The sequence below is a fragment of the Pseudobutyrivibrio sp. ACV-2 genome, from assembly GCF_900107545.1.
In the GTDB taxonomy this organism is placed as follows: Bacteria; Bacillota; Clostridia; order Lachnospirales; family Lachnospiraceae; genus Pseudobutyrivibrio.
Window position 1 is genome coordinate 59,481 of sequence record NZ_FNQZ01000008.1, and the last position, 15,914, is coordinate 75,394.

Annotated in this window: 9 protein-coding genes and 1 tRNA gene; 8 read left to right on the forward strand and 2 right to left on the reverse strand. The window is 41.7% G+C overall.

Features of this window, described 5'->3' with window-relative positions; all coding sequences use genetic code 11:
* Positions 1-11: 11 nt before the first annotated feature.
* Positions 12-785, reverse strand: a complete 774-nt coding sequence (locus BLV53_RS09890) for a helix-turn-helix domain-containing protein (protein WP_090300389.1) — start codon at positions 783-785, stop codon at positions 12-14.
* A gap of 379 nt (positions 786-1,164) precedes the next feature.
* On the opposite strand from BLV53_RS09890, the gene BLV53_RS09895 reads away from it, so the two are divergent.
* The 5 genes from BLV53_RS09895 (at position 1,165) to BLV53_RS09915 (ending at position 10,626) form a co-directional block, all read left to right on the forward strand.
* Entirely contained in the window at positions 1,165-2,571 is a 1,407-nt protein-coding gene (locus BLV53_RS09895) for an ABC transporter substrate-binding protein (protein ID WP_090300390.1), read from the forward strand.
* 103 nt (positions 2,572-2,674) lie between these two features.
* Complete coding sequence (locus BLV53_RS09900) at positions 2,675-3,640, forward strand: carbohydrate ABC transporter permease (RefSeq protein ID WP_090300392.1); 966 nt, start codon at positions 2,675-2,677, stop codon at positions 3,638-3,640.
* A complete protein-coding gene (locus BLV53_RS09905; RefSeq protein WP_090300394.1) occupies positions 3,640-4,488 on the forward strand; it encodes a carbohydrate ABC transporter permease in 849 nt (282 codons plus the stop codon). The genes BLV53_RS09900 and BLV53_RS09905 overlap by 1 nt, the downstream gene beginning before the upstream one ends.
* A 313-nt stretch (positions 4,489-4,801) precedes the next feature.
* Positions 4,802-8,605, forward strand: a complete 3,804-nt coding sequence (locus tag BLV53_RS09910; protein ID WP_090300396.1) for a starch-binding protein — start codon at positions 4,802-4,804, stop codon at positions 8,603-8,605.
* Between the two features lie 164 nt (positions 8,606-8,769).
* Positions 8,770-10,626: an RsiV family protein gene (locus BLV53_RS09915; RefSeq protein ID WP_090300398.1), complete on the forward strand. Its 1,857-nt coding sequence runs from the start codon at positions 8,770-8,772 to the stop codon at positions 10,624-10,626.
* A 222-nt stretch (positions 10,627-10,848) separates the two neighbouring features.
* On the opposite strand, the gene BLV53_RS09920 is transcribed toward BLV53_RS09915, so the two are convergent.
* Positions 10,849-10,920: transfer RNA gene (locus BLV53_RS09920), tRNA-Glu, on the reverse strand.
* Between the two features lie 315 nt (positions 10,921-11,235).
* Between BLV53_RS09920 and BLV53_RS09925 the strand changes: the two genes are divergently transcribed.
* From BLV53_RS09925 to pyk, 3 genes are all read left to right on the forward strand, one after another.
* Entirely contained in the window at positions 11,236-12,375 is a 1,140-nt protein-coding gene (locus BLV53_RS09925; RefSeq protein WP_090300400.1) for a glucose-1-phosphate adenylyltransferase, read from the forward strand.
* A 3-nt stretch (positions 12,376-12,378) separates the two neighbouring features.
* Complete coding sequence (glgD, locus tag BLV53_RS09930; RefSeq protein ID WP_090300402.1) at positions 12,379-13,497, forward strand: glucose-1-phosphate adenylyltransferase subunit GlgD; 1,119 nt, start codon at positions 12,379-12,381, stop codon at positions 13,495-13,497.
* 223 nt (positions 13,498-13,720) lie between these two features.
* Positions 13,721-15,136 (forward strand): pyruvate kinase, encoded by a 1,416-nt coding sequence (pyk, locus tag BLV53_RS09935; RefSeq protein ID WP_090300404.1) that lies wholly within the window; start codon positions 13,721-13,723, stop codon positions 15,134-15,136.
* The last annotated feature ends 778 nt before the right edge of the window (positions 15,137-15,914 follow it).

Here is a 15,914-nt window from a genome sequence, read left to right on the forward strand (position 1 = left end):
GAGGCTAGCCACTACCCTTCAAAATTCATTATATCCCCTTCAGTTCCTTTCCAGTGTGTTCCATAATATTTCTCACGATATTTCTTAGGTGTGAGTCCAGTCTCTTTTTGGAATAGCTGGCAAAAATGACTCTGAGAAGTAAAAGAGTAGTAGTTTGCAATATCCACAAGTGAATAATCGCTGTATCGTAAAAGATTTTTGGACGCCTCAAGCTTTGCCGACCTGATATAGTCACTTGTGGAAACTCCAAGCTCTTCTTTAAAGAGTCTGGAAATGTAGCTGGCAGAGTTGCTGGTGTATTCCGCTAAATCTTTTACAGTGATGCGCTCCTTCAGATGAGAGTATATGTAATTCATACACTCAGTCATTGGGCGAGAAAGCCCTGCATTCTGACGAATAATCTTCATTTTGCCAGTGTAGTCAGTGACCATCCTGTCGTGAAGCTGCTCCATCACTTCTATAGAAGTAATATCATCAAGCTGCTGAATATAAAAATCTGAAAGCCTGTAGGATTTTTCCATCTCCATTCCATTATCTACACAAAGACGTGAAATAATAGCCACCGAAACCACAAAATGATATTTCAAATTCTGAAGCGGATCCTTGGACAGTGTACCTACACCAGCCTGATTTAAAAACTCGTGATTCTCGCAATTCTTTCGAATCGCCTCCACATCCCCTTTAGCAACCTGCTGATAAAACAAAAGCTCAGCATTCTGATGACGGTGTACAATCTCATCCTCGTCATCTGCGTGAAATATAAATTTACTAGCGTCCTTGGTCATTCTTGTATACCTCTTTTATAACCCTATAACGTATCGCCCGTTGGTAGGCTGCAATCTATATATATTAACAGTTACACAACCTGGGCAAGCGCGAGCAGGAAGGCTCCATGCCGAGTGAGGAGCTACTGCACCGCAGCGAGAGTATGGAAGGTGGCCTGCGGGAGCACGGAACACTTAGAAACTGTTGATAGATATAGATTGTAGCCGTAACCAGCGTACACAACCTATATACTTTTAAATCGTAGAAAAGAATAGCATGAATTTATTATTTCTGCAATGAATTTGATATAGGAAAAAACCGCGAAATATTAATATAGTAAACGTTTAAGGGAGATACAAAAAATCTCCGAAGTAAGATTTCTTAAAGGAGGAAAACATAATGAAAAAGAGAGTAGTTAGTCTTATGCTGGCAGTTTCTATGGTAGCAGGACTTACAGCTTGCGGGGGAGACGCAGCTAACTCATCTTCAGGTAGCGACGCTTCAGCGGAGAGCGCATACGTAGCAGAAGGCGAGGAAGGAAAGGTTATCAACATCTACAGCTGGAACGACGAGTTCAGAACAAGAGTTGAGGCTGTTTATGACAAGGTTGACCATACATCAGAGGATGGTACAATCACATATCTTACAGATGGAACAGAAATTCACTGGACAGTAAATCCTAACCAGGATGGTGTATACCAGAGCAAGCTTGATGAGGCTCTTATGAATCAGGCAACTGCAGCAGCTGATGACAAGGTAGATATGTTCCTTTCAGAGACAGACTACGTTGTAAAGTATACAGATGCAGCAGCTGATGTAGCTATTCCACTTAAGGATTTGGGCATTGATCCAGACAAGGATTTGGCAGATCAGTATGAATTCACAAAGACAGTAGCTTCTGATGCAAATGGTGTTCAGAGAGGTTCTACATGGCAGGCTTGCCCTTGTCTTTTCGTTTACCGTAGAGACATTGCAAAGGATGCATTTGGAACAGATGATCCTGATGAAATCCATGCAAAGGTAGCTGATTGGGCTACAATGAAGGCTTCAGGCGAGGAGCTTAAGTCAAAGGGCTATTACACACTTGCAAGCTATGCAGATACATTCAGAGCATATGGCAACAGCATCTCAGCTCCATGGGTTGAGGAAGGCTCAACAGAAATCAACGTAGATCCACAGATTATCAACTGGGTTAAGGATTCAAAGGAATGGCTTGATGCAGGACTCCTTGATAAAAACGTAAAGGGTCAGTGGACAGATGACTGGAACAAGTCAATGGGCTCAGCTTCAAAGGTATTTGGTTTCTTACTTCCAGCTTGGGGTATCGATTTCGTACTTAATCCAAACTGGGACGGCGAAGCAGGTGAGTGGGCTGTAACAGACGGACCACAGGCATTCAACTGGGGCGGTTCATTCATCCACGGTTGTGTTGGAACAGACAATGCTGAGCACGTAAAGGAAATCATGCTTGCTGTAACAGGAAACAAGGATAACCTTATGAAGATTACAAAGGATTACCTTGATTTCACAAATACTCAGTCAGGCATGAAGGAAATTGCAGAGGATGAGAGCTTCGGCGCAGAATTCCTTGGTGGTGAGAACCCATTCAAGTACTTCCAGCCAGCAGCTGCATCTATCGAGATGACAACACTTTCACCTTATGATCAGGGTTGCGTAGAGCTTATCCAGAGCTCATTCGGTGATTACTTCCAGGGTCAGGTAGATTACGACACAGCAAAGGCCAACTTCGAAAAGGCTATCATGGAAAGATATCCAGATATCACAGCTGTAAACTGGCCAGAGTAACAAAAAAATAATAGTACCAATAAATTTTCATTCTTCATTCATCCCAAAACATTTTAAAAATATATAGGGGCAGGGTTTCCTGCCCCGGCTTTTAAGGAGACACATTATGAAAAAATCAAAAAGCATAAGCCGAGGAAAGTATGGCTATTTGTTTATATTGCCATTCTTTGTGACTTATTTCATTTTTTCATTGATACCACTTTTGGACACGATCAGGTATAGTTTTTATGAATATTACCGCTCAGGTCTTCGTATTGTAGGACCTAGTTTCGTGGGATTTGATAACTATATCAACGTAATGGGCAAGGATTTCTTCACATACATGGGAAATACCTTTATCCTTTGGATTATTGGATTTGTTCCACAGATTGTTATCGCACTCTTACTTGCCTCATGGTTTGTAGATGTGAGACTTAAAATCCGCTGCGAACAGTTCTTCAAGGTGGTGATATATTTACCAAATCTTATTATGGCATCAGCTTTTGCAATGCTGTTCTTCACATTGTTTGCCACATCAGGTCCTGTAAACAATATCCTTATAAACATGGGACTTGTAAAGGGACCAATCGATTTCATGGGAACTCCAACAGGAACAAGACTTCTCGTTGCACTGATGAACTTCCTTATGTGGTTTGGTAATACAACAATCATGCTTATGGCGGCAATTATGGGTATCAGCCCTGATATTTTCGAGGCTGCATCAATCGATGGCTGCACACCTAGACAGTCATTCTTCCATATTACATTGCCACTCATCAGACCAATTTTGACATATTCACTTATTACATCACTTATCGGTGGTCTTCAGATGTTTGACGTACCACAGATCCTTACAAACGGTCAAGGTAATCCAAACCGTACCAGCTATACACTTATCATGTGGCTGAACAATTTACTTCGCGCTCCAGATTACGGTAGAGCAGGTGCATTATCAGTTTACTTGTTCATTGTCAGCGGTATCCTTTGCCTTATTGTTTACAGAATGGTAAATGGTCAGGATAACGATGCCAAGGCAGAAAAAAAGGCTGCAAAGAAAAGAATGAAGGCAGCAAAGGGAGGTAAGAACTAATGGCAGGAAAGAATTTTGCATCAGTTGTCAGAAGCTTTATTGCACATTTTGTATTAATCATTCTTGCATTTATGTGCTTATTCTTCTTTTACATATTACTCATCAATTCAACAGCATCACATGCTGAATTGCAGAAGGGCTTTAGCGCATTACCAAAAAGCCACTTCATTGACAATTTCAAGGCTGTAGCAAACGACGGTACATTCCCTATGATGCGAGGCATTGGAAACAGTATTATTGTATCAACACTTTGTGCTGCTATCTGTACATATTTCTCAGCACTTACTGCTTATGGTCTTTATGTATACGATTTCAAGCTTAAAAAAGTGGCATTTACATTCATCATGATTATCCTTGTAATGCCAACTCAGGTTACAGCTTTAGGTTTCCTTAGATTGATTACAAACTTGGGCTTCTATGACACTCTAATACCACTTATCCTTCCTTCCATAGCAAGCCCAGCTGTATTCTATTTCATGTACAGCTACCTTCAGTCAAACCTTCAGCTTTCACTTGTTGAGGCTGCCAGAATTGACGGTTGCGGCGAACTTAAGATTTTCAACAAAATAATCTTCCCTATCATGAAGCCAGCAGTAGCAGTACAGGCCATCTTCACATTCGTAGGTGCATGGAATAACTACTTCGTTCCAGCCCTTGTACTTCAGTCAAAGGAAAAATCAACAGTACCTATCCTTATCGCTACACTTCGTGGCGCAGACTACATGAACTTTGATATGGGTAAGGTCTACATGATGATTACAGTAGCAATTGTGCCAATCATCGTAGCATACCTCTTCCTTTCAAAATTCATCATCGCCGGCGTAGCCCTCGGTGGAGTAAAAGAATAAAGGAAGGCTTCCCCCTGAGGGGAAGAGATAATGCTTTAGCGTTATCTGCCACCGCGGCGAGCGGGAAGCTGTCAGCGCCAGCTGACTGATGAGGGCCGTACCTAAAGGCTTCCAACACCCTAAATACTACTGCGCAACGTTGCGCAACAAACATGACAAAATAATGCTAGAGTTTTTCATTGACTCTAGCATTTTTTATGTGATATTTTAGGAGTCGGGGAAGAAATTCTCATAAATTATCAACAGCGCAACTAATTGCGCAAAACAAGCCTAGGCCACTTGTTTGAAACAATTTATGGGAGGATTCATTTTAATGAAAAAAATGAAGAAGGCGACCAAGAAGGTAGTCGCACTGGGCATGACCTTTGCCATGCTTGCCGGAGTTCCTGGGGGATCACTGAAGGCATTTGCAGCAAATGGTCAGAATTCAAATCAGACAGCATCCGCTGTCAGTCGGTCATCAATTCATGATGGCGCGATTTTACACGCATTTAGCTGGAATTTTAATACTATAAAGGAGAAAATGCCGGAAATTGCAGCCGCAGGTTACACAGCAGTTCAGACTTCGCCTATCAACGAATGTCTCTCTATTTATCCAGGATTAAAGCTTAATGGTACAACAAACGAAGAAGGAAAATGGTATTTCCATTATCAGCCAACAGACTGGGTAATCGGAAACTATCAGCTTGGTAGCAGAGATGAGTTTAAGGCGATGTGTGATGAAGCAGAAAAGTATGGCGTCGGTGTTATCGTAGATATTGATCCCAACCATACCACACCTACTTTTGATCAGGTTTCACAGAATCTTATTGATGCAGCAGGCGACAAGCTTGAGGATTTATATCACATCGGCAAGATGTCAGGTGATATGAACTACTCTGACAGAGTTTCCGTAACCTATGATGTTATGGGCGGTCTTCCAGATGTAGATACAGAAAATCCTGGCTTCCAGCAGTATTTCTACGAGTTCCTTAACGACTGTATCGCATGTGGTGCAGATGGTTTCAGAATTGATACAGCAAAGCACATCGCACTTCCAGATGATGGTGTTGCAAAGGAATATGAAGGACAGGAAGATAGAAACAATTTCTATCCTAACATGAAGACTGCAATTGATGAGTACGGCTCAAAGGACTATGCAGACCTTTTTGTTTACGGTGAAGTTTTAGATGGTGATGCTTCTCGACTTGCTGCATACCAGGATATGCTTGGTGGTACATGTGCCAGCAATTACGGCGGAACTATCCGTAACGCTGTTGACTCTCAGAACGTTTCTGTAAAGAGCCTCAGCGGCTATAAAATCAGCGATGATACATCTACAGGAAATGTTTACAAAGCAGATTCAAACAAGCTCGTTACTTGGGTAGAGTCACACGACAACTACATCAACGACAAGAGCTACAACGAGATTGACGATACAGAAGTAATCCTCGGTTGGGCAATCATTACAGCGCGTGCCGATGGAACACCTCTTTTCTTCAGCCGTCCAGATGGTAGCAGCGCGTCAAATCCATTTGGCAACAATCTTATCGGACCTGCAGGAAGCGATATCTACAAGGCTCCAGAGGTTGTAGCTGTAAACAAATTCAGAACAGCTATGGAAGGTGAGGCTGAAAATCTTCGCAACCCTTCAGGCAATTCTTCAGTTCTTATGATTGAAAGAGGGGACAAGGGTGTTGTAATCGTAAATGCAAGCGATGCAAATTTCGAGCTTGACAGCGAGACTAATCTTGCAGATGGCACTTACATAGATTCTGTAGAAGGCCACGACTCACTTTACACAGTTGTAGAAGGCAATATGTTTGGCACTGTCCCTGCAAAATCAGTTGTAGTACTTGATACTTTGGCTGATGGGGACTATTCCACGCTCTTCTTCCATAACACTAATCATTGGTCTAGCGTCAGCGCTGATGCTCTTGGCACTGATTATCCTGCTGAGGCGCAGGCTTATGACTGGTACAAAGTCACAATCCCAGCAGAAGCATTTACAGTAGTATTCAAGGGTGATGGAGAGCAGTCAGCAGAGTTTAATATCACAAAAGACTCAGGCAAATACATGACAGCTGCCACAGATAAGCTTTATGGTTCAAAGGCTGAGGCAGAAGAGGACCTTGGAATCACCACAAAGACCGTATATTTCCTTAATACAGAGGAATGGAGACCAGCAAACGCATACGCATGGCTTGATGATGGTACTCAGCTTCTTGGTGGATGGCCAGGTATGGCAGCTCAGAGCGACGAAGGATACTGGGTAAAGACATCAGTTAAATATCAAGGAGATGAAGATTTCTCTATCATCTTCAACGGAGATGACGGTCAGACAGTAGATGTGCGCATGGATGACATGTCAAAAAATTATATTGCCGTTACAGAAGTAAAGGATGATGGCAAACGTGAAGTTACTAAATTTGCTTCTAAGGCCGAGGCAGAGGAAGCAACAGGTATAGGCTCAGGCACTATCACAGTTCATTATTATGATGCAGCTGGATGGGGCAAGGTAGGCGTATACACATGGGGAGATGCACAAGTAGGTGAATGGCCTGGTAAGCTGTGTGAAGATGAAGGAGATGGATGGTATAAGGCGACAATCAATGCAGGTCCAAGCTCAAACTTGAATATTATTTTCAATAACTACGCGACAGGTGACGAGGAAGGTCACCAGACAGATGATATGAGAGCTGACAGCTTGAAAAATGTTTACTTCATCGGTGCCAGCTACAAGTATGGTTCAAAGACAGCAGCACTTAAGGCTCTTGAATCAGGTACACTTAAGCTTCAAAAGGGTGACCCTACACCTACTACAGGTGAAAAGGTTGACCGTGAAATCGGTGAGGAAGCTCCACTTGCAGATGATGAGACAAGAGTTTACATCAAGCTTGATGACGAGGGATACGCAAAGGGTGCAAACCTCTATTGCTGGACTGAAGGCGACAAGAATGTGGAATACTTTGGCGGATGGCCAGGAAAGGCTATGACACACATCGGAAACAATTGGTATTCAATCAATGTTAAAAATGAAATGCTTTTCTCAGAGGAAAAGGATTTAGAAGAAGAGCTTTTAGAGTCTGAAGATTTAGAGGAAGAGGAGCTTGAAGAAGCTTTGACAGAGGAAGATACAGACGAAGAATCTACAGATGTAGAATCAGAGGATGCTGATGTTACAGATGAAGAAACAGCAGAAACTGAGACAGAGACTGAGGATGCAGCAGAAGCTGAGGAAGACTCTGAAAGCTTAGTAGAAGAAATCACAGATACATTAGCTTCATTCTTTAATGTATTAGTTTCAGCATTTAGCCCACTTGAGGCACAGGCAGCTGACTATCAGTTGTTTAAGGATGGAATTCACCTTATTACAAACAACAACGATGGTTTTCAGGAAGATGATGTTCAGGTTAGATTTACTACAGTAAGACCTTCTGAATCAGAGTTAAACCCTGTAAAGGAAGAGCCAGTTGAAGTAGAGCCAGAGACTCCTGCACCATCAGAACCAGCTACAGAGGTTCCAACTGAGCCAGAGACTCCAGCTCCAGAGACTCCAGCTGCAGCAGAGCCAGTTGTTACTCCATCAGAGCCTGTAGCTACAACACCTGCTACATCACCTGAGTCAAACAATAATGGCTCGCAGACACCTGCACAACCTGCAGCTTCTACAGGAAATAGCTCAAATGCAGGCGCATCTGCACCACAGTCTGCAAGCCAGAGCACATCTGTTACAACAGCTACATCTGCTCCAACAACTGTAGCAATAGCAGACACTCAGACTCCAACAGCTGCCCCAGAAATAACAGTAGCTTCACAGCCTACAAAGACAGCTGCAGCTACTCCAAAGAAGACAAAGTCAGTAGCTGTTAAGTCAGAGTCAACAAATGATGAAAATGTTTCTGAATCAGAAGAGACAGTAGAAGCTGACTCTAAGCTTGAAGATGAGGTTGAAGATACAGCAGAAGAAGTAGTAGATGAAACAACTACTGCAGATGAAGCTGAAGAAACAATCGAGGAAGAAGCTGTTCCACAGGCAGCAGTCGAGAGCGGCTTTAATCCAGCAATACTCATTGCAATTATTCTTGTAGTTGCAGCAGCTGGCGCCGCAGGCGTCGTAGTATATCGCAAGAAATAGTTCATAAAAAACCAAACCTACCTCAGGGAGACTGACTCCCTGAGGTGTTTTCTTTTTAGAATATTTTTCTTCAATTGGTGAAAACATCCAACATGTGCTACACTAATTTCTGCTATTGAGTCACAATAATATGATTGTGCCCAATGTAGCGAAAGGAGAATATAATGAAAAGAAAAATGGTACTGCTTTTATGCATGGCTGTTGTTGCCACAAGCCTTGTCGGCTGTGCAAAGGATGTACAAAAGTCTGATTTAAGTAACCTAAAAAATAACATTGCAAATGAATTAGGCGAAGTTACACAAGAAACTGTAGGACGAGAATATACATTGTCTACTTATGCGGCTGGTTCCATGGATAATGTCTATACCATAGACGAAAATGGAAATGAGATTAATCACTATAATTTAAAGGATTATCAGTCAGTTTTTGACAAGCTTGGAGTAAATATCGAATCTGCTATCATCTCTGGCATTTATGATGGCATTATGTATTTTTATAATTACAACTACGATGCAGATGTTACAATGGTGGATTTCTATGCTTTGGATACTGCCACAAGCAAAACTGAAAAGTTTTTTTCTGTTAGCACAGATTATGGAGTTTCAAGGGTAGATTATTACAATGACAAGCTTTATATAGACATTCGTGAATACGAAACAAACAAGCATGAGGAACACGTTTTTGCCAAGGCTGAGGATTCTCTTACATTTACTGAAGAAGAATCTGCAATCAGCGATATTTTAGAGCAGGCTGGCGACAATTATGTCTATGCAGCAGATAAAGATTCTTGCTACACCAGATCCTATGATAAATACGGCTTCCTTATTTCTGTAGTTGCAGATGATAATGATAGTGAATTGTGGAGCTATTACAAGGTAACTACAGATGAAGCGATTGCTATAGATAGCCTTCAGAAGGTTAATCTGTCCTTTGATGGCTACAGTGATAAGTGGGTATACATGACCACCTATGGTCAGCCAGATACTGTCCTTGTTTGCTATGACATTGAGAATGATGTTCAACATAAAATTACTAAAGTAAGTAAGTCGGGACTCCTTCTTGGTTACGACAATGATACCGCTAAAGTCTACTATTACGAAGCTGCAGAAAAGAAATATGGCATTTCTGATTACAGCTTTTATTGCTATGACTGTAGCAAGGATTCAGCCACACCGCTTTATAAACAATCCACAATCCCAGGTACTGGCCATACAATCTTTGGTAAAGACGGCTTTACACTTATAAATGGGCAGATTTACGCAATAGAACTTGCAGGTAATACAGCTGGCTGGGTTAAATTTGATACAGATAAAAATATATTTGCTGATTTAAATATGCCTCTGGCTGAATACAGCGTTTTTAAATATGGCACAGTTAACTATGATAGCCATGAAGACCAGTGCCCATATTGCGGCATTGCAATTTATAAGGATTACACTGAAAATTTTGTTTTAGATCCTAAATATTCAGCCCACGCAGATGAGATAAACGCCCTTCTTGCACCTTCTTTAGAATATACTCCACAGGAGATTTCAGAAGCGGATTGTCAGGAAATGCATGCAGATTATCCGGAGCAGTCTTGTGAAACAGATGAAACTTACGTGGACAATGTGCAGATAATAAATGACAGATACCTTGCAGTAGAAATAACAGGCTACTGGTACGGTGGTGGAGCACACGGCATGCCATCTGACGGTCAACGTATATTTGATTTAACCACTGGAGAAGAGCTTGGCCTATACGATTTCTTCAGCGGCTCAGAAGATGAATTTAAAGCTCTTGTAGCTGAAAAAATAAAAGAGGACTATACAAAAAATCCATCACCATATTTCGCAGGATCTACCCAAGAAGCCTACGACCAGGCCTACGAGTACACTTCAGAAGGTGACGTATTCTTCGAATCCGACCACATCACCTACAAATTCGCACCATACATTATGGGACCATTTGCTTCAGGCTACATCACAGTAGATATCCCATACACAGAACTTTTAGGCACCACCACTCTAAACCGCCTATAAAGGAGGCTTCCCCCTCTGGGGGAAGCTGTCAGCGCAGCTGACTGATGAGGGTTAGCCTTCCCCTAGAGGGGAAGGTGTCAGCTTTAGCTGACGGATGAGGTGTCGTACCTAAATTCTCCCAACAACCTAAATCTAAAAAAGCTCCCTCGCCAGAGGGGGCTTAAAAAATATAAATGTATATATAAACAAAAAAAGCATCGCAACCATGCGACGCTTAAAACGCAGTTCCTAGCGGAATCGAACCGCTGTTTTCGCCGTGAGAGGGCGACGTCTTAACCGCTTGACCAAGGAACCAAATTTGTTTCATGTCCTTTCGACAAGACATATATTACTACGCTAAACCCTATCCGTCAACAAGAAATTTCAATTTTTCTATATTCAGAATTATTCCAACATTCAGACATCACACATCAAATGAAACCCAATAACAGACAACGTCATATTCAACAAAAAATCCTAAGAAAACTTTATGGCATTTTAACGGAAAAGTTTCGTCTTTATCGTAAAAAAGTACAAAATATATCCGTGTTCATTGAAAAAATTGTGCAAAACTATTAAACTAAATACATGAAGAGAAAGTAATGTTTCTAGAAAAGGGAGGTATAAGTTATGGCTCAAACTAACATGCTAGCCATGATCTTGGCTGGTGGACGTGGAAGTCGTCTTCATGAGCTGACTAATAAGGTTGCAAAACCAGCGGTTTCTTATGGCGGTAAATACCGCATCATTGATTTTCCACTTAGCAATTGTGCAAATTCAGGTATCGATGTAGTGGGGGTTCTCACTCAGTATGAGTCTGTTTTACTGAACAGCTATGTAGCTGCAGGTGGCAGATGGGGCTTAGATACCAAGGATAGTGGTGTTTTTGTTTTAACACCACGTGAAAAGGCAGATTCAGGTCTTGATGTTTATCGAGGCACAGCAGATGCTATTTCACAAAACATCGACTTTATCGATGCATATGACCCAGAATATCTTTTGATTCTTTCAGGTGATCATATTTATAAAATGAACTACGACAAAATGCTCCGTTTCCACAAGGAAAAGGGTGCAGATGCTACTATTGCAGTCAGAGGCGTGCCTATGAAGGAAGCCAGCCGTTTCGGCATCATGAATACAGACGGCAATGGTCGCATTATCGAATTCGAGGAAAAGCCTGCAAAGCCAAAGAGCAATCTTGCTTCTATGGGTATCTATATTTTCACCTGGAAGACATTAAGAAAGCTTTTGGTTGAAGATATGAAAAATCCAGAGTCAAGCCACGACTTTGGTAACGACATCATTCCAAAAATGCTTGGGGATGACAAGCAACTTTGGGCTTACGAGTTTTCTGGCTACTGGAAGGACGTAGGAACAATCGATTCCCTTTGGGAAGCAAATATGGATCTTTTGGATAGCGACAACGAGCTTAATCTAAATGATACATCATGGAAGATTTACACCGAGGACAACGGTATTGTTCCACAATATATTGCATCTACAGCTAAAATTGACGAGGCATACATTAATCAAGGCGCAGCAGTAGGTGGTACAGTGCAGCGCTCAGTTATTTTTACTAATTGCAAAATTGCTCCTGGAGCAAAGGTTGTAGACTCCGTTCTGATGCCTGGCGCGATTGTAGAAGAGGGGGCTGTTGTCACCAGAGCTTTGGTAGCAGAAAACATCAGAATAGGTAAAAACGCCAAGGTAGGCGATAAAAAGAGCGAGGAAATCCTTCTCGTGGCTAAAAATGTAAAGGGGGAGGATTAAGCTATGGCAAACAAAGCATTTGGCGTTATTAATTCGGCAGCAAACTATATCAGAGTAGAAGGACTTCACGATTACAGACCAATCGGCGCATTTTCGTTCCTTGGAAGATTTCGTGTAATCGATTTTCCTATTTCAAATTTTAGTAATAGTGGTATCAACCGTATTCACGTATATCTGAACAGCCGTCCACGCTCAATAGTCGAGCATATCGGCTCAGGACGTCACTATAACATCAACTCAAAGCGAGGCAACCTGCAGCTTCTGTTCACTCAGAAAAATGGTGCCAGCTCAATTTACAATACTGATATTAATGCCTATATCGAAAATTGTGAGCAGATAGAGCGCATGCCACAGGATTATGTAATCATTGCTCCTAGCTACATGGTTTACAAGCAGGACTTCCAGAAGCTTTTAGACGAGCATGTTGAAAGTGGCACAGACATCACCATTCTTTATCACAAGGTTGATCAGGCCAAGGAGTACTACAGAGCCTGCAATGTGGTAAATCTCAACAAACAAAAGGGTGTTGTCAGCTTGGAGCGCAACATGGGTACAGCCAAAGAAAAAAATATTTCCATGGATACCTATGTAATGTCTAAACAGCTTTTTGTAGATTTAGTCAGAAAGGCCAGGAGAGAGTCTTCTGCATATTCTCTTGCAGATATGATAGCTTTAAACTGCGATACGCTGGATATCCGAGGCTATCAGCACAAGGGATATTTTGCTCCAATCACCAGTCTTGATGACTATTACAGAGCAAATATGGAGCTCCTTGATTATGCAACCTCAATGGAATTTTTCAAGTCAGACTGGCCATTCTATACCAAGACCACAGATGCATGCCCAACCCAGTACTTCCACGGTGCTCAGGTTGTAAATTCCATGATATGTAATGCAGGTCTTATTGAGGGAACAGTAGAAAATTCAATCATTGGACGTAATGTCCATATTGGTAAGGGAGCAATAATTAAAAATTCTATCATTCTGTCTTATGCAGATATTGCAGATGGCACCTATATTGAAAATGCAGTCATAGACAAATGGGTAAAGGTGAAAAACGTCAAAAAGATTGTTTCAGATTCCGTAACCCCTGCCTATGTAAAGCGAAGTGACATTCTGTAGAATATACGACAGGGCGTGATAAATACATAAAGGCTCATAGTATGATGCTTTATTCGTCAGCTATGAGCCCTTTTTTTGTGTATTTATTGTTAAAAATGGAAAAAAATAACTTCTTATATTTACTGAAATGAAGAATGGTGCTATTATGTTAGGGATTTTTGATTTTTAATAATATGTGTGTTGTTATGTGTTGTTAAAAGTATTAAATAGAGGAGTTGTTAATATGAGAAAAACAAAGATTATCTGCACTATTGGTCCAGCATCCATGAACGAGGAGACACTCACAGCTATGGCAAAAGCCGGCATGAATGTTGCCAGAATGAATTTCTCTCATGGTGACCATGAAGAGCAGGGCATGAAGATGGATTTAGTAAAGAAGGTTCGTAAGAAGCTCAACCTTCCAATCGCAATCCTTCTTGATACAAAGGGACCTGAGTACCGTATCAAGACATTCAAGGATGGTTCAGTTACTGTAAAGGAAGGCGACGTATTCACATTCACAACAGATGATGTTGAAGGTGATCAGACACGCGTTTCAGTTACACACAAGAACCTTCACAACGACCTTTCAGTAGGTGATGTTGTTTCTGTATGTAACGGTATCGTATTCTTCGAGGTTACAGAAATCAAGGGTCATGACGTTATCACAAAGTGTACAGTAGGTGGTACAATGTCAAACAAGAAGTCTATGAGCTTCCCTAACAAGGTTATGTCAGGCCCATATCTTTCAGAGCAGGACAAGAAGGATATCCTTTTCGGTCTTGAGAACGACATTGATTTCGTAGCAGCTTCATTCGTATCTACAAAGCAGGATATGATCGAGCTTCGTTCATTCCTCGATGAGAACGGTGGTAAGGACGTAGTAGTTATCGCTAAAATCGAGAACCAGCCAGGTGTTGACAACGTTAAGGAAATCCTTGAAATCGCTAACGGTATCATGGTTGCTCGTGGTGACCTTGGTGTTGAGATTCCATTTGTTAACCTTCCAGCAGTTCAGAAGGAACTTATCGCTACAGCTCGTTCACTCGGCAAGAGCGTTGTTACAGCTACAGAAATGCTTGAGTCTATGATTTCTAACCCACGTCCTACACGTGCTGAAATCTCTGACGTTGCTAACGCTGTTTATGATGGTACATCAGCTATCATGCTTTCAGGCGAAAGTGCACAGGGTAAGTACCCAGTACAGGCTGTTGCTACAATGGCAGAAATCGCTGAAACAACAGAAAAGGATATCAACTACGAGAGACGTTTCCGCAAGGATGATATCGAAATCATCAACACTGCAGATGCTGTTTGCCACTCAACATGTTCTATGGCTATGGACGTTGAAGCAAAGGCTATCGTTGCTTGCACAATGTCTGGTTACACAGCAAAGCGTGTTAGCCGTTTCCGTTGCCCTGTAGACGTTATCGGTATGACTACAGACAAAAAGGTTTGGTTAAGACTTGCTCTTAGCTGGGGTGTTACACCAGTTCTCGTTGACAAGTTTACATCACTTGACGTTATGCTTCAGCACGCTACAACACGTGTTCAGCAGATGCTCGACTTAAAGTCAGGCGACAAGGTAGTTCTTACAGGTGGCCCAATCGACGGTACAGTAGGAAATACAAACACAATCAAGGTTGAGACAATCGCATAATAATTGCCAATACAAAGGGCTTCTCCACCAGGAGAAGCCCTTTTTTAATAAGGCTTCCCCAGAGGGGGAAGCTGTCAGCGCCAGCTGACTGATGAGGGCTTGGCCTTCCCCTTGAGGGGAAGGTGTCAGCATTAGCTGACGGATGAGGTGTCCGTACCTAACGGCCATATATCCATCCCTCTGCGCCAGCAGAGTACGCTCCCAAACCACTCCATCCACCACATACTTTATTCACAGACTATTCACACATCTACCACCATCTATACATAATTATCAGATATCATATACTCATCTCGAGAGAGATACAATTTTTTCATAACATTATTCTCCCTTTTAAAAGAGACGCTCCGCTGGCGTCTCTTTTACATGTGCACAAATTCAAGTTTTAAATATACTATCTTTATTTTTCACAATTTGGTCTAAAGTTTTTACACACATCACCGATAATTAAATTAGATGGAAGCAGTAAATTAATATTTTTGCTATCCACCTAGGCAGTTATTTTTCATAAATCGCGCGGAAGAATCGCTGCCAAAACAACTATAAGAACTGCAATATGGCAAATCCGATGTGCAGTTCAATGCAGCTTTACAATTGAATAAAGCGCATAGTTATACTACTAAGTTCCTACCTTGATAGCTTGGGGAGGTTGGTCACTCCTCTTGTTATATAGATACGGACTGTCGCCTATAGTATGTAGCATTCCATATCATTGAATAAACTTATTGAAATTAAAATTAACGATGCACGCCTAGCGTGCCTCTTATGAATGGAATCT